This is a genomic window from Prochlorococcus sp. MIT 1307 (assembly GCF_034092395.1).
Classification (GTDB): domain Bacteria; phylum Cyanobacteriota; class Cyanobacteriia; order PCC-6307; family Cyanobiaceae; genus AG-363-K07.
In genome coordinates this window covers 1,533,059-1,553,225 of sequence record NZ_CP139301.1, presented here as the reverse complement: position 1 = coordinate 1,553,225, position 20,167 = coordinate 1,533,059, and the positions used below count along the sequence as shown (strand labels likewise).

The 20,167-nt window shown below is 42.9% G+C and carries 29 protein-coding genes and 1 tRNA gene; 3 read left to right on the top strand and 27 right to left on the bottom strand.

Annotated elements, in window-relative coordinates:
• Window positions 1-57 precede the first annotated feature (57 nt).
• From SOI82_RS07970 to SOI82_RS07955, 4 genes are all read right to left on the bottom strand, one after another.
• Window positions 58-492 carry a hypothetical protein gene (locus SOI82_RS07970; RefSeq protein WP_320666899.1) on the bottom strand — a complete coding sequence of 145 codons (435 nt, stop codon included), beginning with the start codon at window positions 490-492 and terminating at the stop codon, window positions 58-60.
• A 731-nt stretch (window positions 493-1,223) separates the two neighbouring features.
• A complete protein-coding gene (locus SOI82_RS07965; protein ID WP_320666898.1) occupies window positions 1,224-1,502 on the bottom strand; it encodes a hypothetical protein in 279 nt (92 codons plus the stop codon).
• Window positions 1,503-1,678: 176 nt separating this feature from the next.
• Entirely contained in the window at window positions 1,679-2,278 is a 600-nt protein-coding gene (locus SOI82_RS07960) for a photosystem I reaction center protein subunit XI (RefSeq protein WP_320666897.1), read from the bottom strand.
• A gap of 46 nt (window positions 2,279-2,324) precedes the next feature.
• On the bottom strand, window positions 2,325-2,441 hold the full coding sequence (locus SOI82_RS07955) for a photosystem I reaction center subunit VIII (RefSeq protein WP_320666896.1): 117 nt from the start codon (window positions 2,439-2,441) through the stop codon (window positions 2,325-2,327).
• A 141-nt stretch (window positions 2,442-2,582) separates the two neighbouring features.
• On the opposite strand from SOI82_RS07955, the gene SOI82_RS07950 reads away from it, so the two are divergent.
• Window positions 2,583-3,077 (top strand): HEAT repeat domain-containing protein, encoded by a 495-nt coding sequence (locus SOI82_RS07950; protein WP_320666895.1) that lies wholly within the window; start codon window positions 2,583-2,585, stop codon window positions 3,075-3,077.
• On the opposite strand, the gene SOI82_RS07945 is transcribed toward SOI82_RS07950, so the two are convergent.
• Complete coding sequence (locus SOI82_RS07945; RefSeq protein ID WP_320666894.1) at window positions 3,026-4,000, bottom strand: glycosyltransferase family 2 protein; 975 nt, start codon at window positions 3,998-4,000, stop codon at window positions 3,026-3,028. The two genes, SOI82_RS07950 and SOI82_RS07945, sit on opposite strands and share 52 nt — an antisense overlap.
• A gap of 42 nt (window positions 4,001-4,042) precedes the next feature.
• On the bottom strand, window positions 4,043-4,777 hold the full coding sequence (locus SOI82_RS07940; protein WP_320666893.1) for a C40 family peptidase: 735 nt from the start codon (window positions 4,775-4,777) through the stop codon (window positions 4,043-4,045).
• A 38-nt stretch (window positions 4,778-4,815) separates the two neighbouring features.
• Between SOI82_RS07940 and SOI82_RS07935 the strand changes: the two genes are divergently transcribed.
• Entirely contained in the window at window positions 4,816-5,724 is a 909-nt protein-coding gene (locus SOI82_RS07935) for a serine hydrolase (RefSeq protein ID WP_320668396.1), read from the top strand.
• A gap of 252 nt (window positions 5,725-5,976) precedes the next feature.
• On the opposite strand, the gene SOI82_RS07930 is transcribed toward SOI82_RS07935, so the two are convergent.
• From SOI82_RS07930 to alr, 5 genes are all read right to left on the bottom strand, one after another.
• Complete coding sequence (locus tag SOI82_RS07930) at window positions 5,977-6,111, bottom strand: hypothetical protein (RefSeq protein WP_320666892.1); 135 nt, start codon at window positions 6,109-6,111, stop codon at window positions 5,977-5,979.
• Window positions 6,112-6,287: 176 nt separating this feature from the next.
• A complete protein-coding gene (locus SOI82_RS07925; protein ID WP_320666891.1) occupies window positions 6,288-6,785 on the bottom strand; it encodes a hypothetical protein in 498 nt (165 codons plus the stop codon).
• 108 nt (window positions 6,786-6,893) lie between these two features.
• Window positions 6,894-7,997, bottom strand: coding sequence for a hypothetical protein (locus tag SOI82_RS07920; protein WP_320666890.1), 1,104 nt, complete (start codon window positions 7,995-7,997; stop codon window positions 6,894-6,896).
• A 235-nt stretch (window positions 7,998-8,232) separates the two neighbouring features.
• A tRNA-Ser gene (locus SOI82_RS07915) sits at window positions 8,233-8,321 on the bottom strand.
• A gap of 63 nt (window positions 8,322-8,384) precedes the next feature.
• Window positions 8,385-9,533, bottom strand: a complete 1,149-nt coding sequence (gene alr / locus SOI82_RS07910) for an alanine racemase (RefSeq protein ID WP_320666889.1) — start codon at window positions 9,531-9,533, stop codon at window positions 8,385-8,387.
• Between the two features lie 111 nt (window positions 9,534-9,644).
• On the opposite strand from alr, the gene SOI82_RS07905 reads away from it, so the two are divergent.
• On the top strand, window positions 9,645-10,148 hold the full coding sequence (locus SOI82_RS07905; RefSeq protein ID WP_320666888.1) for an HNH endonuclease: 504 nt from the start codon (window positions 9,645-9,647) through the stop codon (window positions 10,146-10,148).
• Window positions 10,149-10,159: 11 nt separating this feature from the next.
• Here SOI82_RS07905 and prfA read toward each other — a convergent pair whose 3' ends face one another.
• The 16 genes from prfA to rplF form a co-directional block, all read right to left on the bottom strand.
• A complete protein-coding gene (gene prfA, locus SOI82_RS07900) occupies window positions 10,160-11,254 on the bottom strand; it encodes a peptide chain release factor 1 (RefSeq protein WP_320666887.1) in 1,095 nt (364 codons plus the stop codon).
• 75 nt (window positions 11,255-11,329) lie between these two features.
• Window positions 11,330-11,587 carry a 50S ribosomal protein L31 gene (gene rpmE, locus SOI82_RS07895; protein ID WP_320666886.1) on the bottom strand — a complete coding sequence of 86 codons (258 nt, stop codon included), beginning with the start codon at window positions 11,585-11,587 and terminating at the stop codon, window positions 11,330-11,332.
• Window positions 11,588-11,635: 48 nt separating this feature from the next.
• On the bottom strand, window positions 11,636-12,046 hold the full coding sequence (gene rpsI / locus SOI82_RS07890) for a 30S ribosomal protein S9 (protein ID WP_320666885.1): 411 nt from the start codon (window positions 12,044-12,046) through the stop codon (window positions 11,636-11,638).
• A complete protein-coding gene (rplM, locus tag SOI82_RS07885; RefSeq protein ID WP_320666884.1) occupies window positions 12,043-12,495 on the bottom strand; it encodes a 50S ribosomal protein L13 in 453 nt (150 codons plus the stop codon). Before rplM ends, rpsI begins: the two co-directional genes overlap by 4 nt.
• Before the next feature lie 202 nt (window positions 12,496-12,697).
• Entirely contained in the window at window positions 12,698-13,552 is an 855-nt protein-coding gene (gene truA, locus SOI82_RS07880; RefSeq protein WP_320666883.1) for a tRNA pseudouridine(38-40) synthase TruA, read from the bottom strand.
• A 67-nt stretch (window positions 13,553-13,619) separates the two neighbouring features.
• Window positions 13,620-13,970: a 50S ribosomal protein L17 gene (rplQ, locus tag SOI82_RS07875; RefSeq protein WP_320666882.1), complete on the bottom strand. Its 351-nt coding sequence runs from the start codon at window positions 13,968-13,970 to the stop codon at window positions 13,620-13,622.
• 28 nt (window positions 13,971-13,998) lie between these two features.
• A complete protein-coding gene (locus tag SOI82_RS07870) occupies window positions 13,999-14,934 on the bottom strand; it encodes a DNA-directed RNA polymerase subunit alpha (RefSeq protein ID WP_320666881.1) in 936 nt (311 codons plus the stop codon).
• Window positions 14,935-14,989: 55 nt separating this feature from the next.
• Entirely contained in the window at window positions 14,990-15,382 is a 393-nt protein-coding gene (rpsK, locus tag SOI82_RS07865) for a 30S ribosomal protein S11 (RefSeq protein ID WP_320666880.1), read from the bottom strand.
• A gap of 69 nt (window positions 15,383-15,451) precedes the next feature.
• Entirely contained in the window at window positions 15,452-15,817 is a 366-nt protein-coding gene (gene rpsM, locus SOI82_RS07860; RefSeq protein ID WP_320666879.1) for a 30S ribosomal protein S13, read from the bottom strand.
• Between the two features lie 108 nt (window positions 15,818-15,925).
• Complete coding sequence (gene rpmJ / locus SOI82_RS07855; protein ID WP_320666878.1) at window positions 15,926-16,039, bottom strand: 50S ribosomal protein L36; 114 nt, start codon at window positions 16,037-16,039, stop codon at window positions 15,926-15,928.
• A 45-nt stretch (window positions 16,040-16,084) separates the two neighbouring features.
• Window positions 16,085-16,633, bottom strand: a complete 549-nt coding sequence (locus SOI82_RS07850) for an adenylate kinase (protein WP_320666877.1) — start codon at window positions 16,631-16,633, stop codon at window positions 16,085-16,087.
• 41 nt (window positions 16,634-16,674) lie between these two features.
• Window positions 16,675-17,994 carry a preprotein translocase subunit SecY gene (secY, locus tag SOI82_RS07845; RefSeq protein WP_320666876.1) on the bottom strand — a complete coding sequence of 440 codons (1,320 nt, stop codon included), beginning with the start codon at window positions 17,992-17,994 and terminating at the stop codon, window positions 16,675-16,677.
• A gap of 99 nt (window positions 17,995-18,093) precedes the next feature.
• On the bottom strand, window positions 18,094-18,546 hold the full coding sequence (rplO, locus tag SOI82_RS07840; RefSeq protein ID WP_320666875.1) for a 50S ribosomal protein L15: 453 nt from the start codon (window positions 18,544-18,546) through the stop codon (window positions 18,094-18,096).
• A gap of 6 nt (window positions 18,547-18,552) precedes the next feature.
• A complete protein-coding gene (rpsE, locus tag SOI82_RS07835) occupies window positions 18,553-19,209 on the bottom strand; it encodes a 30S ribosomal protein S5 (RefSeq protein WP_320666874.1) in 657 nt (218 codons plus the stop codon).
• Between the two features lie 14 nt (window positions 19,210-19,223).
• Window positions 19,224-19,592 (bottom strand): 50S ribosomal protein L18, encoded by a 369-nt coding sequence (gene rplR, locus SOI82_RS07830; protein ID WP_320666873.1) that lies wholly within the window; start codon window positions 19,590-19,592, stop codon window positions 19,224-19,226.
• Between the two features lie 34 nt (window positions 19,593-19,626).
• Window positions 19,627-20,166, bottom strand: coding sequence for a 50S ribosomal protein L6 (gene rplF, locus SOI82_RS07825; RefSeq protein ID WP_320666872.1), 540 nt, complete (start codon window positions 20,164-20,166; stop codon window positions 19,627-19,629).
• Window position 20,167: the final 1 nt, after the last annotated feature.

The window sequence follows — 20,167 nt, the reverse complement described above, 5'->3', positions numbered from 1 at the left end:
GTTTTCTTTTATCAAATCGGAAAAGCCTTCCTAATTCAAGAAACCAATACCAATCAATTAACCAATTCCAAAAGGTTTAAAAGGTTCAGGCTCAGATTGGGCAGAATCTCCATTTGCCAGTTTGACCAAATAATCATTCAGCTCTTGCTCTGAAATTCCAATATCTTCGCCACAACCTTCAAATGTTTTCGTCGTCACAAATGTAGCCATCTCTTCTTTAGGGACTGACATGACTTCTTTTAAAAGGCCTGAAAAAATCAAGCTCCTAATTATTTGTTTTGAAGCAACCTCAACAGCGGTTTCTGCAGCAATTCCATCTGCAATCGCTAAGCAATAGTGATCTGTAAAGTTCTGAACTACTTCAGAAACGGCTGGACTTAAATCAGGCTGCTTGGCAAATGCTAAAGGTGGCAATACTGCAAAGGAAAAGAAGAAGATAGAAGAAAAGATTGCAAGAATAGTTTGGATCCAAGTGCTTAGGATCGCTTTCATGCTAATAAAATTACAGGCCAACTTCAAGCTAGATCCCTATAGCCACAAGTATCTAAAAACTGAAGAAGCTGAAACTTTTAGGCCTCTTCAGAAAGGGGACAATCTTTATTTATAGCCCTACACGAAGCAACTTTTATCAAAGTATTACTACGTTAAAATTTCTACAAAAAAAGAATTATCTATTTCTTCAAGACTACTCGTTTCATCATTCTGTAGAATTAATACCTCAACTTCTCTATAGTTTTAGACTGATTAGCCAAGTACTTTACTCAATAAATAATTTAAAATGCGAAACATATACTAATTACAGTTAGCGAGTAGTCCATAAGCCACTAAGTTCAATAATCTGGTTAGAAGTCATTTCTTGATGGAAGCAATTGATTTAATTATGGATGAGTCAGACTCCTTCTAGGACGTGCATTCTAAGCTTACAGATTTATCCACCACCATCAATCAAAGCATTAGAAGCATAGTTAGCAATGCCAAGAAAGCAATAGACATTTTAGTAGAAATAAGACTTGATATCCGGCCACTAAGGATTATTAAAGGCCGAATTCATCATCCTTGCTAGCATCAAAAACACAAAACAAAGCAATGAATATAATGACTTTATTGTTTTAATATATTCAAATAAAATAAAGACGATTAGACTCTAATTCTTACATGGTAATCATTGCCTCTCACCATTAAATGAACAAGAGGCATTGGGTAAGAGGATTATAATTTTAAAGTTATTTGTTCAATCCAGATTCCTCTTCCTGGTGAGCACAATCAGTTGATTCAAGTTTTTCATTAATGATTGACGAGGAAATTAAAGAAGATTCAGAATCTTTTTCCAAGTTATTTTTTACAGGTGCTGAAATTTTTTTGAGAAAATTATTCCAAATATTTGGCCATCTCCATCTAAAAAGCAAAGCAAGCAGAAATAAGTAGAAAGTGCCTTCTATGGGATGGCTGATATCAGAAAGAGCTGAATAAATTTGACTAGTTAAAGATTCAGTGCTCGCCATAAATGATTAGGCTTTCTTAATTGGCCAAGTGAACTAGATTTATGAGCCAAAAACTACATCAAATATTGGCAAATATTCCGGCATCAGTCAAAAAAATTGTCCTGTGACAGTTTTACTGCCCAGGACAATCAATCGGTCCAACAAGTTGATTCTTGATAAAAAATGAGGGCTAAAAGTTAGCCTACCCAAGGGAAAAAAGCACCTTGCTTCATCAGGGTGTCTACATGCAAGGTGCCACATAAGAGCCATGCAAACACTGCGCCACCACAACCTCCAAGCCAGAAACCACTTGTGAAATCTGCCCAGCCAGTTCTGGTAAACAAGTCGGTGGGCGGGTTATCTATAGTTGAATCAGCGGGTTGAACGTTTGGAGCTTTACCAGGAGCGTTATAGAGAACAAGAAGAGCTGTAAGAATGTGCATCGCACCCACAGCGCTCAAAAGGCCTGCGGTCAAAGCAAAGTCACTATTGCGGAATGGACCTGTAATAGTAAACGGTCCATATAAAAAATATCCAAAGATCGCACCTACTTCGAGGCCACGGAAATTTGGAGAAAGCCCTTCACGATAAAAGGGTAAGTTGTTTAACCAAGCTTTAGTGAAATATCCACTATTGACGGGAGTTAATAAGTCGCCAACGCAGGGATCAGCTGCTGGTTTCACAGCCCACTGATCAGCTATGCCGATATCATCAGGGCGTACGTTGCTATCAACGTACTTTGGATTGATTTTAACGGGCTCGCTGGACTTTAAGAATGGGTCTTGGAAATCAGTCATTGGCTGGAAAAAACTGGGTTGGCTGAAATGAAGAGACTGAGGTTTTTCAGTCAGTTGCAGTAATGTGGCGACCAACAAGAACAATGAAAACCGCTGGTGTCACAAGCCCTATAAGAGGGACAAAAACACCGGGCAACCAGTTGGCAGCGAACTCGCTAGACATGACTTATACCAATAGATCCATAGTTACTGTATAGATTGCTGTTGTGATGATGCACCTTTAGGCACATTGGTGACATAAAAGTTCAATCCAACTCATCTAAATTCACCATCGAGCAACCATCGATCAATCAACATTTGTGCCATGAACCAGGTTATTGCTGGAGCTAGTGCTCTAATCCTTGCCCTACTGCTTTGGGGCATCGGCAAGAAGCCCCTTAGAGGTCGGATTAATAAAAATGGCCTACAAAATATCGGAACTGCAAGCCTTCCACAATTAGCTCTAGTTGAAACCACTAACGAATCTGCTCATAAAGAAAAGCACATGGAATCTCCTTCCACTAATGAAATAGTTTGGAGCCCTCCAACTTCCCTACAAGAACGCATCATTCTTCAGCAGCACCTCTATCAACTAATGGTTAATGGCCCTGAAAGCCGTCTTCAAGCAATAATCCTGGCTGATCTTTGGGGAGATAAGGCTGTTTTACCGATCCTTAGAAGAGGTTTAAAAGATTCAGATAGTCGAGTCATGAAAGCCGCAGCTAGCGCAATCCAAAAATATCGAATCATGCCTAGTTTGCTCGACAATCAGGAGCCAGTTACTCCCCGCCCTCCTCGTAATGTGGCCCTGATGCGATAAATCGGGCGACCTTGACTTTCGTGATAAGTGCGAATTTGCAATTCTCCAAGCAGACCAAAACAAAAAAGCTGAACTCCTGTAATCCCAAGTACTAACGCAAAAGTAAGTAGCGGACGTGTCCCAATATCTTCACCCAAAACCTTAAGGGTCAACAGATAGCCACTAGCCAATAGGCTCCCAAAAATGGCAACAATGCCTCCAAAACCAAATACATACATTGGTCGAGTCAAAAACCGATTCATAAACCAAACAGTTAGCAAGTCCATGAGTACACGAAACGTACGATCTATCCCATACTTGCTACTACCAAATTGCCGCGAGCGATGATTCACCTTGACCTCGGTAATTTTTGCTCCTTCAATATTTGCCAACACAGGCAAAAAGCGATGTAACTCTCCATAAAGTCGAATATCAGCAAGAACCTCTCTCTTATAGGCCTTCAAAGAGCATCCATAATCGTGCAATCGAACACCAGTTACCCGTCCTATCAAACGATTCGCAATTTTCGAAGGCAACTTTCGTCGAATTGCAGCGTCTTGTCGTTGATACCGCCAGCCGCTAACCAAATCAAACCCCTCCTTCAATTTTGAAACGAGTAGAGGAATATCAGCTGGATCGTTCTGCAAATCGCCATCAAGGCTAACGATTATTTCTCCCTGCGACAAATCAAAACCTGCAGCCATAGCAGCAGTTTGTCCATAATTTTTTCGCAGTAAAACGCAAACTAGTTCTGGGGTCTCAGAACTTAAACGAGTTAAGACCTCAGCACTCCGATCACTAGATCCATCATTAACCAAAACAAGTTCAAATGATTCACCAATCTGGCGCATAGCAACTAATAATTGCTCAACCAATTGAGGGAGGCTGTCTTCTTCGTTAAATATTGGAACTACTACGGAGATATCTATCTGGTTGTTTGTCATCCCTTCAATTCTTGGAAAAGAGAAAATCAATAAGCCATAACCCTAAGGATACGTCATCCCCTCATAACAGTTCATTACTCTGCCTGCACCTCGAAGGTGTGAACGGTAATAGGAAGCCACTGGATTGTTATCAATTGATTGAAGCCCATCAAACCCAATCCCATTTCTACCATTAATTACACCAGAACTATGACAAAATTTGCCCTCACCTATATATATCCCCACATGATTACACTGCTCGGGTGTACCAAAAAACAACAAATCGCCCGGCAGCAATATTTTAAAGCTAATGGAAGAGATTTTGAGCGGTTGGCAAAATCTTTCTTGCTGGTATGCATCACGTGGAAGCCAAATTTCTTCACGAGAAAAAGCGGCCTGTACAAGACCTGAACAATCAAAATCAGGACCTAGTGTTCCACCCCAAAGGTATTTATTCTCTAGAGTTGCTGAATTCGTTAACCAATTCAAAATAGATGGAATCCGACGTTGAATTTGCCCACTATTAAAAAGCCTAGGTCTCCAGGATTCAATAGAAAGGGCGTGACCAACAACATCTTTAAGTTCTACCCAGCATTGATAATCATCTTCTAATAGTCGAATCTCTACACGTGGAAAGTTATTCATGCCGATAACATTTTTAGCATCATCATGAATTAATTGAAACCTACGGCCAGCTGAGGCCTGAGTAACTAATTCATCACTGTTGGGCCCTGCAAATCCATTAACGTCAACACACAGTTGCCAACAACTTCCCAACAACATTCCATGAATGGTCATTAAGGCTCCTAGGGTCATCAGTGAACAATGCGAGCGCTATGGCGTTCTACCGTGCCGATACAGAAATGGCTTCCCTGCTTGGAGAGCTGCTTAATCAACTAGCTAAGCAAGGACGTCCAGGACTTCACAAAAGTATCGCAATCACCTGGATTCGTTATGACTGTCCAAATCCAGAGTCCTGCAGCGGCATAGGAACTGGGTGGTCAGAAGAAAAGCTCATCTACCCAGCCAGCGTTGTCAAACTGATTTATGCAGTAGCAATAGAAGCATGGCTTCAAAAAGACTTACTCCTTAATACCAGAGAGCTACAAAGAGCGGTTAAGAAAATGATCGTTGATTCAAGCAATGATGCAACTAGCCTTGTACTAGATCTACTTTCTGGAACTACAAGTGGTCCTTCCTTGTTTGGAGAAAGGTTGCAGGCTTGGCAAAAGCAGCGTCTACTTGTTAACGAATGGTTGAAAACCTTTAATTGGGCAGAACTAAAAGGCAGCAACTGTTGTCAAAAAACTTGGGAAGACGGCCCATATGGAAGGGAACAAGATTTCTACAAAGATGGCTATGACAACAGAAACAGTCTTAGTACTGCAGCAACAGCCCGCATGCTGGAAGGGGTCATGACAAATGGGATACTTTCTCCGCCCGCCTGCAATAGATTAAGAACATATCTCTCCAGATCCTTAGATGAAAAGCATCGGAAAGAAAACCCAGAGAATCAAATAGACGGTTTTCTTGGAGAAGGTCTACCTAAAGGCACTCGATTGTGGAGCAAAGCTGGATGGATGAGTCAAGTAAGACATGATGCGGCATGGTGTTGCCCCCCAAAAGGGAATCCCATGCTCCTAGTGATATTTAGTCAAGGCAGACAAAACTCAACTGACACAGATCTCTTACCTAATCTAGCGAAAAAACTCATCAACTACCACATGGAAAAAGACTCCTCTTGACACTGCAATACAGGAGAAAAATTCAATTAAATAAAATTAGAAAGTACTGCAGCAAAAGATTTTACAAGGAAAACAAGGCTGAGATAAAGATAAAAGTCTTTTAAAATGTTTGCTTTGGAAGAATAAAAATATTTTACTTGGCAATCTTCCGCCAACTAATTTCCATCAAATTAATTCCTTTACTAATCAGCCCACCCTAAATTTGGGCTCCCAAGTAAAGGGATCAAAATTTTTAACGGTGAGCTGTGTGAATTATCTAGCAAGCAGCATGACACCTGCAAAAAGAACTGATCCAACGATGAAACCAACTCCCAAAAGGACTGCCACTATTGGTGTATTCAAATATACGGATATGCTTGCCAACTCATTTCCTTGTTTTTCGGCCACTTGTTGATCCCATAATTAGCCCCAATATTCAAGCATCACATATCACCTCAAACACGGAAGACAGGACTCCTCAAAGCAATTACTACAAAAAATTCTGCAATCCTTTACACAGAGGCTGGCAGAGTATTGAACTTTGGGTATTGCAGAGCTAAAAATATCTTTTCCTGAGAATGATATTAAGGACTAGTTTTGAAGCTTCGACCACCAAGCGCAGCAGCAGCAAATTCGGATTTCTTTTGAGCTCTTTCTAATTCAAGCTTTCTATCAGTCTGCTGATCATCTTCGTTAGAAGCTGGAAAAGGCAAATCAGAGGCTATTAACTGATTGCTTTGCTCTTGGAGAACTGGAACAAATTCCTTTGATACCTCAACCCTTTCTGGCTCCAACTGAGCAATACCTAAAGGGGTCTGAAATCTCCCATGAGCAAAGGAAACAGAAGTGAAAACAAATATCACCGCAAGAAAAACGACAATAAAAAGAATTAATAATATTTCATTTATAGGCTTCCAATAAACAGAGACATTTGCGAATTCATTTCCTGGAAGAGAGTTTTTCTCGTTTGATTTACCCCACTCTATGTAGACATCATCAGTCAGCCATCCTTTATTGGCATCTCTATAGGGTGATTCGGTCGTTGCGAAATCAACCAGCTCTTTAATTCTCTCCCTTACCACTAGTACTTCCTCAAGGTGAACCTATATTCAAGCATCGAAAGAGAGCTTCCCTAGGCCACAGAGAAGCCTATCTAACAAAAACAAACTTATTCATACTTCCACTTTCACTCAACTGGCAATAAACACTAAAGCTGCGACCAAAATTGCTGAAGCGACAACACCAACAGACACTATTGCTGCAATTTTCCCAGTATTGACAGAGACAGAAACAGATAGCAACTGGGTGCGTTGATCACGCTTCTTTTCTGATACTGATTTCGTTGCAGAAGAAGGTCTTTCCTTCTCAGCTGCTGCCTTCTTATCAGCTGCTGCCTTCTTATCAGCTGCTGCCTTCTTATCAGCTGCTGCCTTCTTATCAGCTGCTGCCTTCTTATCAGCTGCTGCCTTCTTATCAGCTGCTGCCTTCTTCTCAGCTGCTGCCTTCTTATCAGCTGCTGCCTTCTTCTCAGCTGCTGCCTTCTTCTCAGCTGCTGCCTTCTTATCAGCTGCTGCCTTCTTATCAGCTGCTGCCTTCTTATCAGCTGCTGCCTTCTTATCAGCTGCTGCCTTCTTCTCAGCTGCTGCCTTCTTCTCAGCTGCTGCCTTCTTATCAGCTGCTGCCTTCTTCTCAGCTGCTGCCTTCTTCTCAGCTGCTGCCTTCTTCTCAGCTGCTGCCTTCTTATCAGCTGCTGCCTTCTTCTCAGCTGCTGCCTTCTTCTCAGCTGCTGCCTTCTTCTCAGCTGCTGCCTTCTTATCAGCTGCTGCCTTCTTCTCAGCTGCTGCCTTCTTCTCAGCTGCTGCCTTCTTCTCAGCTGCTGCCTTCTTCTCAGCTGCTGCCTTCTTATCAGCTGCTGCCTTCTTCTCAGCTGCTGCCTTCTTCTCAGCTGCTGCCTTCTTCTCAGCTGCTGCCTTCTTATCAGCTGCTGCCTTCTTCTCAGCTGCTGCCTTCTTCTCAGCTGCTGCCTTCTTCTCAGCTGCTGCCTTCTTATCAGCTGCTGCCTTCTTCTCAGCCGCTGCCTTCTTCTCAGCTGCTGCCTTCTTCTCAGCCGCTGCCTTCTTCTCAGCCGCTGCCTTCTTCTCAGCCGCTGCCTTCTTCTCAGCCGCTGCCTTCTTCTCAGCTGCTGCCTTCTTCTCAGCTGCTGCCTTCTTATCAGCTGCTGCCTTCTTATCAGCTGCTGCCTTCTTCTCAGCTGCTGCCTTCTTCTCAGCCGCTACTACGTTCTTCTCTGCCACTGGTTGCTCTAAAAAATATAAAGGTATTCAAGCACTTTGGTAGTAACAAAAATTACTCGGACAGCATCGTTGAAATCAACTGGGATAATTGACTTCTATTCCTTCACAAAAATTGGATCCTAAGAACAAGTCTATGAAAAGAAACTAAGCAAGGTAAAGATTTACAAGGCATGGCCCTCTAAAAATATATTGAAAAGTTTTTAAAAAATTTATGTCTTTCTGAATCACTTAGAAACGGAGAGGGAGGGATTCGAACCCTCGACAGAAGTTGCCTCCTGTAACTCCTTAGCAGGGAGCCGCTTTCAACCACTCAGCCACCTCTCCAGCAGCCTGCATACCTTATCAAGAGCTTTATCCCCTAAGAGTCTCTTCTTGCATTCAAAAACATCAAATCACTATGCGAGGGAGGCGGTTTTTAAATCCACAGAGAACTTCCCAAGGTATAGATCCACTCCAATCACTCCATTGCTGAGGGGTGATGCAATTTTTGCCGTCAGAGCCAAGTAAAGTCACAACACTTCCAGGCCCAACATCTAAGCGATCTGTTACATCCAAGACAAGCTGATCCATTGTGATGTTTCCTACCTGAGATAAAGGCCGGCCATTTATAAGGACCAGAAGCCTGCCTGAAAGTGCTCTACTAACGCCATCTGCATAACCAATTCCAACAACAGCTAATCGGGAAGAACGTTTTGTTATGAAACGATGGCCATAACTCACCCCAACACCTTTAGCAACTTCACGCACAAGAGTCACTTTTGCTTTAAGTGACAAGGCAGGTTGTAGGCCTAAATCACCCTGAAACTTTTTAAGAGGACTATATCCATACAGAGCTAGGCCCACTCGAACCATGTCATAGTGAAAGGCTTGGTCTCGAAGGGTTCCAGCAGAATTCGCCAAGTGAAAACATAAGTCATGATGTTTTTGCTTCAAACTTCCCAATAACTCTTCAAATCGTTGGTACTGCTTAGTAGTCACGCTCGAAAATTCATCATCAGCCAATGCCAAATGGCTATAAACACCCTGAAGATCAACATCATTACATCTATCGATTGTCTGAATAAGCGCTAATGCTTTCGTCAAATCACAACCGAGCCTTGTCATGCCAGTGTCTACCTTCAGATGAACCCTAAATTTGACGCCACGGTCTTCGGCTACCTTTTGACAAAGCAATGCTTCTCGGGAACTACTTATAGTGGGCATAAGCCGAGAATGAAGACAAGCAGCCAATTCTTCACTATTGATAAGGTTTCCAAGCAAAAGGATCGGACAAGTTATTCCTGACTGCCGCAGTTCTAATCCTTCCTGCAAAGTTGCAACTCCAAGGGTGTCAGCCCCACCTAGCAAGGCTGCACGTGCAACTGTTTGGGCCCCGTGACCATATCCATCTGCTTTAACAACTGCCATTAATAAACAACTATCTGCTATTAGATCCTTCAAAATGCGTGCATTAGATTCAATGGCAGCAGGTTGAATCTCTATCCAAGCTCTCTGACGAGGATCAGCATTTACTAGTACCGTCTGACTTTTGCTCAAGAAATGGGCACCTCTACTGAGCGATCAGCCTCTGTATGAGCAGAATTTTCTGCTAAAGGCATGCATCTAACAGTTGATACAGTAAGCATGCCGCGAAATGAAGGGGCTGGCATGGGCCAGGTTCTCGTTCTCAATGCATCCTATGAGCCGCTAAATATCACCACCTGGCGTCGTGCCACGGTCTTAATGCTTAAGGGAAAAGCAGAAACTTTAGAAGAAGATTCAAGCCACAAGTTAAGGCATGACACCCTTCTACCTACAGTCATTCGCCTAAGACATTTTGTTCGTGTGCCTTATCGCGAACTACCTCTGACTCGCAAAAATATCATTCAAAGAGATAACAATTGCTGCCAATACTGTGGATCATTCAATGAAAAGCTCTCCATTGATCACGTACTCCCTCGCAGCCGTGGAGGGAGGGATGAATGGTCAAATGTCACCACTGCTTGCTTGACATGCAATGTAATGAAAGGCAATCGAACACCTCAGGAAGCTGGAATGACATTAAAAAAGATTCCTTTTAAACCTCTAAGCAACATGAGTTTTGAAGCTAAGAAACAAATTAATTCTGGACGTTACAAAGAGTGGAGCAAATATGTAATCGGTTGGAGCTAGAAAATGTTCTTTTAATCACTTTGTTGACTAAGTTCTTGCATCTGACGTCGCTGTTCTTCTGCAATACATGCTCCAATCAAATCTTCTAATTGACCTTCAAGAACAGGGTCTAAAGAAAAATTGCAACCTAAACGATGATCAGTAGTTCGATTATCTTTGTAGTTGTAAGTACGTATTTTTTCACTACGATCTCCCGTACCTACCTGGGCCAATCGCGCTGACCTTTCTTTAGCATTTGCCTCTGCTATTTCCATTTCCAACAACTTTGCCCGCAAGATCTCCATAGCTCGTTCTCTATTCTGAAGTTGCGAACGCTCCTGTGTACAGAAAACTCTGATTCCAGTGGGTTTATGAAGTAAATCAACAGCTGTTTCTACTTTATTTACATTCTGCCCACCAGCACCGCCAGAACGAGCAGTACTAATTTCTAAATCTTTTGGATCAATCTGTACTTCAACAGGGTCGGCCTCAGGCATAACAGCGACAGTAGCTGTTGAAGTGTGCACCCGCCCTTGGGATTCAGTTGAAGGAACTCGCTGTACTCGATGCACGCCTGCCTCAAATTTAAGTTGACTAAAAACCGCATCGCCCTTGACTGAAATAATGAGTTCACGAAATCCTCCTAAATCAGCCTCAGTAGCACTCATAGGCGTGACAAGCCAACCTACACGCTGCCCATATCTTTCATACATTCTTGCAAGATCACCCGCCCAAAGGCATGCCTCATCACCACCAGCTCCAGCACGAATCTCAAGCATCACACTACGCTGATCTCTAGGGTCTTGTGGCAAAAGAGCCAAAGTCAAGCGTTGCAATAATTCTTCCTTCAAAACGCCTAAACGATGCAGCTCTTCCTGAGCGAGGCACTCCATATCTTTATCTTCTTTGATCGTTCTCAATAAAGTTCTTGTCTCATTCAACTCTTTCTCAACATTCTGCAAAGACTCATAATCCAATACCAAAGGTTCTAATCTGGCTCTTTCGCGTGCAATATTTTCAAGCTGTTTAGGGTTCGAAGCAACATCAGGATCTGCAAGCTGAAGTTCCAAATTCCTAAAGCTAATACTTGCTGTTTCAAGCCTTGACTTTAGGGTTGAAGAGTCCATACCCATCAACTCCAAGTAAACATAAAAGTAGATTGAGGAAAAATTATAAGAAGCCCAAGCTTCTGCAATTAAGGCTTAATTTGAATCTTTTTCTGAATTGGTTGTTTCATCAGAACTTTCTGAAGTTGATCCCATTCCATATTTCCTCATAAATCTATCAACACGACCCTCTGTATCCAAGATCTTCTGTGTACCAGTAAAAAATGGATGATTACCACTCCAAACATCAACATGTATTTCTGGCTGAGTAGAGCCTGTTGTCATAACAACTTCTCCATTACAAATAACCTTGGCCTCTGGATACCAGGTGGGATGAATATCTGACTTGGGCATTTGAGAAATAAGTTAGGAATTAAGGGAAAGACCTGTATGAGGTAGAGGTTAACGCTTAGAAAACTGAGGAGCTTTCCGAGCTTTCTTCAGTCCATATTTACGACGCTCTTTAGCTCTTGGATCCCTACTTAGATGGCCTTCAATTTTTAAAGGTTTTCGATTATCAGCAGACAAATCACAAAGTGCTCTAGCAGCACCCTGCTTAATTGCATCTGCCTGGCCTGTCAGCCCCCCTCCATGCACATTCACTAGTACGTCATATGAATCTGCAAGACCTAGAGTTTGTAATGGAGCTTTAACAGATGCAAGATAAGCAGGATTGAAATTCAAGTAATGATCACCTGGTCGACCATTAATGGTAATAGCGCCATTACCTGGGACCAAACGAACACGAGCTACAGATGTCTTACGACGCCCAGTACCCCAATAAACAACTTTGTTATTAAGAGTGCTATTCATTGAGCTAAGACAGAGGGGTCGAGAGTAAGAGTCTGTGGCTTTTGTGCAGCATGAGGGTGCTCTGAGCCTTTATAAACCTTGAGTTTGCGAAACAATTGTCTTCCCAAAGCATTGTGAGGAAGCATACCTTTAATAGCCTTCTCAACAATTCTTTCAGGAAGACGATGCTGTAAGGAGCTAAATGTCTCAACTTTCATGCCGCCTGGCCTTCCTGAGTGCCGACGATAAAGTTTTTGCTGAGCTTTCTTCCCAGTGACCCGGATCTTGTCAGCATTCACAACCACTACAAAATCACCTGTATCTAAGTGAGGTGTGAAGTTGGGTTTGTTTTTTCCTCTAAGGATTGAAGCAACTTCAGTAGCCAATCTTCCTAGAGTCTGATCAGCTGCATCCACCAAGTACCACTGGCGGTCACTTGAATCAAGGGAAGGGATAGAGGTCTTGTTCATCTCGCCGGCATGCCGGTTTTAATGCCCCTATCGCAAGCGAAAGGGCTGGTCTTTGGAGCTACAGGCCCATGGGTCTAAGGCCTATTTAAATGCTCAAGTTATAACTTTACACTTTCATGCAATCAAAATGCTTTTGTATGTCAGCGTTCAGCCTGAGATAACCAGTTCAAAGTTCAAAAGGCAAAAAAATCTCCTTTAAAGCTCAAATAGGAGGAGGCGCAATTGGCGAATCAATTGTTGCAAGAGAATATCTAGGGAAAGAGTCATGCCAGGCTGACTCAGAGAAGACAGGTTCTGCATACCCCGCACGCACTAAACACAGTCCTTTTGCAGGTGCAGATTCTTTAACCTCTGACCGCAAACATTCTTTCCAACGCTTTTCGAAGGTTTTCAAACTAATCCTATGTTCTCCCAAGGCAACCAGCTGACCTACCAATAATCGAACCATGCCATACAAAAAACCACTCGCCTGAATCTCAAGTACTAATAAATCACCATGGCGGTCTAATTCAACTTCTTGAATTGTTGTCCATGAATGTTTCCTTTTACTGCCCGAACGCTGAAAAGCATAAAAATCATGGAACCCAAGAAGTCCCTCCAAAGCAATTCTCATTAACTTTTCATCTAAACGAAACTTATAACGATGCCAACTCCATGGAGCTAAAAAGAGGTTGGGCATACATGCGTTATAAATCGTGTATCGATAACGTCTATAGATAGCTGAATAGCAAGCATGCCACTCCGAAGGTCTTAAGACCGCTTGCCGAACTCTGATTTGTTTTGGGAGTCTGCCATTCAAGGCAGAAGACCAACTGCCTGCTGGAATCGGCCCACTAGCATCAAAATGTACAACTTGTCCTGCTGCATGGACTCCAGAATCTGTTCTACCAGCAGCAATTGTCCTAACTGGTCTGAGTGGGTCAAGAATAGATATTGCTTCTTCCAGAACACCTTGAATGCTCTTGCCTTTAGGTTGCCTCTGCCAGCCACAAAAACTTGAGCCCTCATATTGAAGGCACAAAGCAATTCTTTTCAGATTGAAAGAGTCACCTGCCACTCTTGAAGATTGATCGAATTATTAGTACCTAAAGTGTCTTTTCTACAAAGACAAAATTTCTTTTAAATTAAACAAGCTCAATGATTGCCATTTGAGCATTATCGCCTCTTCTAGGAACTGTTCTGACAATTCTTGTATAGCCGCCCTGCCTATCACCATAACGATCTTGAGCCTTATCGAAAAGTGCGTGAACTAATTGCTTGTCATAGATATATCCAATAGCACGACGCCTTGAAGAAAGACTGCCTTCTTTCGCCAAAGTAATCATCCTTTCAACTTCATCTCTTAATGCTTTAGCTCTTGCTTTAGTTGTGGTTACACGACCCTCACGAATCAACTGAGTAGTCAATCCACGAAGCATTGCTTTTCGTTGATCAGCTGGACGACCAAGCTGAGGAACTCGACGAAGGTGACGCATGGTATTAAGAAGTAAAAGACAAGAGAAGTTAGGAAGTACGGCTCTGAGGAATTGAAATGCCTATTCTTTCTAAGGCCTCAATCACTTCATCGGCAGACTTAGAGCCAAAGTTTTTAATTTCCAGAAGGTCCTCATAACTAAATCCCATCAGGTCTGAGACTGAATTAACTTGAGCACGTTTGAGACAGTTATAAGCCCTTACAGACAGATTAAGCTCTTCTAATGGAATTTGAGCTTCAGCAGATGGTTCAACCTCTGGAATTTCTTCTTCAACCATAGTTACTGTGGCCAAAGGTTGAAAGAGTTCAATCAACTGATTAGCAGCCTCAGCAATGGCATCGTCAGGTGTCGTGGAACCATCAGTCACAACCTCCATGCGAAGACGCTCACGAGAAGATCCCCCTTCAGCAACTGCGGTTTCATCAATCGTGAAATTCACACGACGAATAGGCATAAAAACAGCATCTATTTGAAGCAAGTCGATAGCACTGGTTTCTTCGTTACGTCGATCAACAGGCCTATAACCAACACCCCGTTCAACATGGACCTCAAATTCAAGACTATGACCCTCATGGACTGTTGCAATTGGCCGCTCGCCATCAACAACCTGGACCTGTGAAGAAAATTGAAGGTCTTTGGCCTTCACTTCAGCAGGACCTGTTACTACTAAACGACCTATTTCCAACTCTTCACTTCTACTATTGACTGATAATTGCTTGCAATTTAGAAGAATATCCAAAACATCTTCACGCACTCCAGGAATAGTTGCGTATTCATGGTTCACACCAGCAATCCGCACTGCAGTAACAGCACTTCCTTCCAGACCTCCCATTAAGACCCGTCTCAAGGAATTGCCCAAAGTTGTTGCCTGGCCTCGTTCAAGAGGGCCTATTAAGAACACACCTGTTTGGGCGCGATCAGCTGCGACTTGATGGTCAATCCGATCGATCTGGTATTGCAACACGGGCTGAAGCGGGAGAGAGGGTTAAAGGTTGAGATTCAATGAAGAGAAGCGGATATCAAACGCGTCGACGTTTGGGTCTCCGGCAACCATTGTGAGGAAGGGGGGTAACGTCTCTGATCAGAGTGATCTCGAGACCAGCGACTTGAAGAGCCCTAATAGCTGTTTCACGGCCAGAGCCTGGCCCTCGAACTAGGACTTCTATCTGGCGCATACCTTGCTCAAGAGCTCGCCTTGCTGCAGCTTCAGCTGCAGTTTGGGCTGCAAAGGGAGTCCCCTTTCGAGCGCCCTTAAATCCACTAGCCCCAGCGGAAGACCATGAAATAACTTCCCCAGAGGTATCGGTAATTGAAACGATGGTGTTATTGAAGGTGCTTTGAATATGCACAACACCGTTAGGTACATTGCGCTTGACCTTCTTGGAACCTGTTTTCTTTGCTGGTGTGGCCATTGTGTGTGTTTGGGCCTTTTAGATTAAAAATTTAGGAATTGAGGTACTGCATAGAGAGCAGTCTTAAGCTTATTTCTTTTTACCTGCCACAGTTTTTCTAGAACCCCGTCGTGTGCGTGCGTTAGTCCTAGTCCTTTGTCCTCGAACAGGAAGACTCATGCGGTGTCGGCGACCCCGCAAGCAACCTATATCTTGTAAACGCTTTAACGCCATCCCTTCCTGACGTCTTAAATCACCTTCAATAGTGAAAGCTTCAGTAGCTGTTCTTAGCTTCTGAACATCACCATCTTCGAGATCCTTTACTCGTATATCCGGATTGACTCCGGTTTTAACAAGAATGGTTTTGGCTCTAGTCAGACCAATTCCATAGATGTAGGTGAGGGCAACTTCAACCCGCTTATCACGGGGTATGTCAACGCCAGCAATCCTTGCCACTTAGCAATCAATCAAAAGGAACAGGTGCCATCCAAAGGAGGCGGGAAGCAAAGAAAGAGTCATTGGATAAATGCCCATAACTCTTTCGATGGTGTTAATTCCAGAGGTTTAACCCTGGCGTTGTTTGTGCTTGGGGATGGTGCAGATGACCATTACCCGACCGTGGCGGCGAATCACCCGGCACTTCTCACACATTTTTTTTACTGAAGCACGCACCTTCATATGGTGTGGCTCTCCAAAGTCCAAACTAAAAGTTTACTACACCAATCAAATTAATTTTTGCTGTATTCGACTTGATATTGCTTCGATGTCACCTTCGCCCGAAATCGTCATCACCAACCCGTGTTGGTTGTAGTGATCTATTAAGGGAGCAGTTTTTTCTTTATAAACCTCAAGTCGATGACGAATCACAGTTTCCTTGTCATCAGCTCTACCCCTAGCTATCAGTCTTTCAACTAAGAGTTCATCAGCTAATTCAATTAACAAGACAGCATCAATAGGTTGATTGATTTTCTCTAGCAAAACTTCAAGCGCTTCAGCCTGAAGAAGATTTCTAGGGAACCCATCTAAAAGCCAGCCATCATTAGAAGTAGCAAGTCTTTTCTCAACAATGGACAAAACAATAGAGTCACTAACCAACTCACCACGATTCATTATTTCAGCAGCCTCAATGCCCAAAGACGTTTGAGATGCGACTTCTGCCCTCAACAAATCCCCAGTAGACAAGTGTAAAAGGTTCTGTTTTTGACACAAAAGGGCCGCTTGAGTTCCTTTACCAACTCCTGGAGGGCCAAGGAATAGTAAACGTTGCTTCATTTGTCTAATTCGTTGGAAAGCAAGAGTTAATTGAAGGTGGACTATTGACGGACCAATCCTTCATACCTCTGAGAAATGACATAAGTCTGAACTTGCTTAGCAGTATCTATAGCCACTCCAACAAGTATCAGCAAAGAAGTAGCGCCAAGGCCTTGAAATGTTTGCACATTCGTAGCTCTCTCTACAGCTGAAGGGATAATCGCTACCGAACCCAAAAACAAACCACCAAGCAAAGTCAATCGATTTTGAACTCCAGATAAGTAGCCTGAAGTAGCACTTCCTGGTCTTACCCCAGGAATTGCTACTCCTCCACGTTTAAGGTTTGCAGCTATATCAATTGGATTAATAGTTAATGAAGCATAGAAATAAGCAAACCCAACTATTAATCCAAAAAAAGCAATTGCATAAGGCCAAGGATTTGCTGCGCCAGGACTTAATGCACTTGCAGCTTTAATAAGAAAAGAGTTCTTGCTGAAATTGGCAATTGTTAAAGGTAAAAAAATCAAAGCCGAGGCAAATATTATCGGCATCACACCACCTGCATTAAGCTTCAAAGGAAGGTAACTCTGACGATTAGGCAAAAGGCTACTGCCACCAATCTGTCTTTTAGCACTAATAATTGGCAACCTTCGCGCACCTTCTTGCACAAATATGATCCCAACAATAGTTATCAAAAAAACAACTAATAAAACAATTATTCCTACTACATCATTCCTATCTCCAGTTTGAGCCTTTTCAATAGTGGAGCTAAGTGCCTTGGGAAGAGTAGCAACAATATTCAAAAAGATAACTAATGATGCACCTTGGCCTATCCCTTTTTCTGTAATGATTTCACTAAGCCACATCACTACCATTGACCCAGTAACCAATGCAAGTGCAGTCTGAAAAACAAATGCCCCTGAGCTAAGACTTTCTATTGCATATGGACGAAGGATTGAAGCAAAAACCAAACTTTGGAGAAGTCCCCAGCCCAAAGCAACATAACGAGTTATTTGGGCTAATTTTCTCCTTCCTGCTTCACCTTCATTTTTTTGAAGATCCTCTAGTTGAGGGATTGCAGCGGTAAGTAACTGAATAATTATCGAAGCATTTATAAAGGGAAGAATCCCAAGCGCAAAAATTCCTAACGTGGAAATACCTCCCCCTGTAAAAATGTCCAAAAATCCAATCAACTGACCACCTTGTGCAATAAAGCTCTGAAAGGCCTCTCTATCAATCGCTGGAAGAGGTATATAAATACCAAGACGTATGAGCAACAACAAACTTAAAGTTGTAAGAACTCTTCCTCGAAGTTCTTTGTTCCTAAATAACTGAGTAATAATCTCAGCTGCACTTGGATTACGACCCCGGTCTACGAGCATGTATGTAATTAATAGTTGGACTTTATGGAGGAGGCTTGAATAAGAGGGTCTCTTTACTAAGAGGTGAAGGAGAGTATCTTTTGACTATGATTTGTTCATCTAAGTCAAAACTTCACAAGTTCCTCCAACACTCTCTATCTTGCTTCTAGCAGAAGCTGTAAACGCAGATGCCTGTACATTAAGTTTAACTTTTAGCTGCCCATTACCAAGTACTTTGAGAGGATGCTTAGGGCTAGTCAACAGTCCTTCCTTAACAAGTGAATCAAGATTCACTTTACTGTCTGGTTTGAGTTCATTTAGAGCTGACACATTTATAACAGTAAAGGCTTTTGGATTAACTAATGGGAAATGCTTGAGTTTTGGTACGCGTCTGTAGAGAGGCATTTGACCACCTTCAAAACCAGGTCGAGTAGGACGCCCTGATCTTGATTTTTGTCCACGCATGCCAAAACCACAACTTGCACCTTGGCCAGCTGCTATACCACGTCCTTTCCGCAACTTACGGCGACGAGCTCCAGAGTTTGCTTTGAGAGTATCGAGTCGAAGTGTCATGAGAAATCAAGAGTAGATCTGCTGGAGGGAGATCCCTCGTTCTTTTGCTGTCTGCTTATGAGTCCGGAGACTAGCTAAAGCAACCATGGCAGCCCTTGCATTATTAAGCGGTGTTTTACTGCCAAGTCTCTTAGCAAGAACATTTTTAATTCCAGCTAGTTCTAGAACAGTACGAATTGAACCTCCAGCAATTACTCCAGTACCTGGAGCAGCAGGTCGAATAAGAACACTAGCGGCACCGTCGCGCCCATTCGAAAGCGTAGGAATAGAACTATTTCGAGTTAAAGGAACCTTAACAATATGCTTCTTACCATCAGCTACTCCCTTTCGAACTGCACCAATCACATCACCTGCCTTTCCAACTCCTACGCCAACTTGGCCACGCTCATTACCAACAACAACAATTGCTCTAAAACTCATTTTTTTACCTCCCTTGACCGTTTTAGAAACCCGGCGAATTTGCACAACACGCTCTTGCCATTCGGAATCACGGTCTTGACCACGTCGGTCTCCTCGTCGGCCACGTCGCTCTCCTCGCCCACCTCGGCGTTGCTGCTGCTGCTGATTTTGCTGTTGTTCTTGGCCTTGTTGGCTTTCAGCGGCTGCTGGCACGTCTGCTGCAGGGACTTCTTTAGATTTGGACTGTGAGTTTGGTTCGGTCATGGTTAAAGCAGGAATCAAAATTGAAGGCCCGCTTCACGGGCTGCACTAGCGAGGGCTTTAACCCTGCCGTGATAGAGGTTGCCGCCACGATCAAAGACGACTTGTTGTATACCCTTTTCTAAAGCACGTTTAGCGACAAGCTCACCAACAGCACTAGATGCATCGCAATTATTCCCACCAGTTTTTAAAGTCTCCCGTAAATCCTTATCTAAGGTTGATGCAGCACAAAGTGTATTTTGAGCCTGATCATCTATAACCTGAGCATAAATATGGTTATTAGAACGAAAAATTGCAAGCCTTGGACGATCTGATGTTCCATTAAGGTTGCGGCGCAGGCGCTTATGACGCTTCTGAGTTTGTTGTTTTCGAGAAAGAATAGACATGATTGAATAAATGAAAAAAAATTAAGAAAGTCCTCTACTTCTTGCCGGACTTACCAGCTTTTCTAAGTATTCGTTCGCCCGCATACTTAATCCCTTTGCCCTTATAAGGCTCAGGAGGCCTGATTGCACGAATCTTGGCTGCTTCATTTCCAACAATCTCCTTATCGGTTCCTGAAACAGTGACATTTGTGTTATTTGCGACAGCAAAGCTAATTCCTGCCGGAGGGATAACTTCTACTGGATGACTGAACCCAGCACTAACAACAAGGTTTTTTCCTTTTAACTGAGCACGTGAACCCACTCCTACAATTTCCAAGTTGCGGGTATATCCCTTACTCACACCTTCAATCATATTGGCCACCAGTGTCCTACATAGTCCGTGAAGCTCTCGAGACTTACGCTTATCGGTTGTGGGTGCGACAACAATACTGTTTTCTACTTGAGTAATACTCACACCATCAGGGAGGGTACGATTTAACTCTCCTTTTGGGCCTTTTACTTTGACAGAAAGGCCGTCAAATGTAACAGCTACCTTTTCAGGAATTGGAATTGGTTGTTTTCCGATACGAGACATA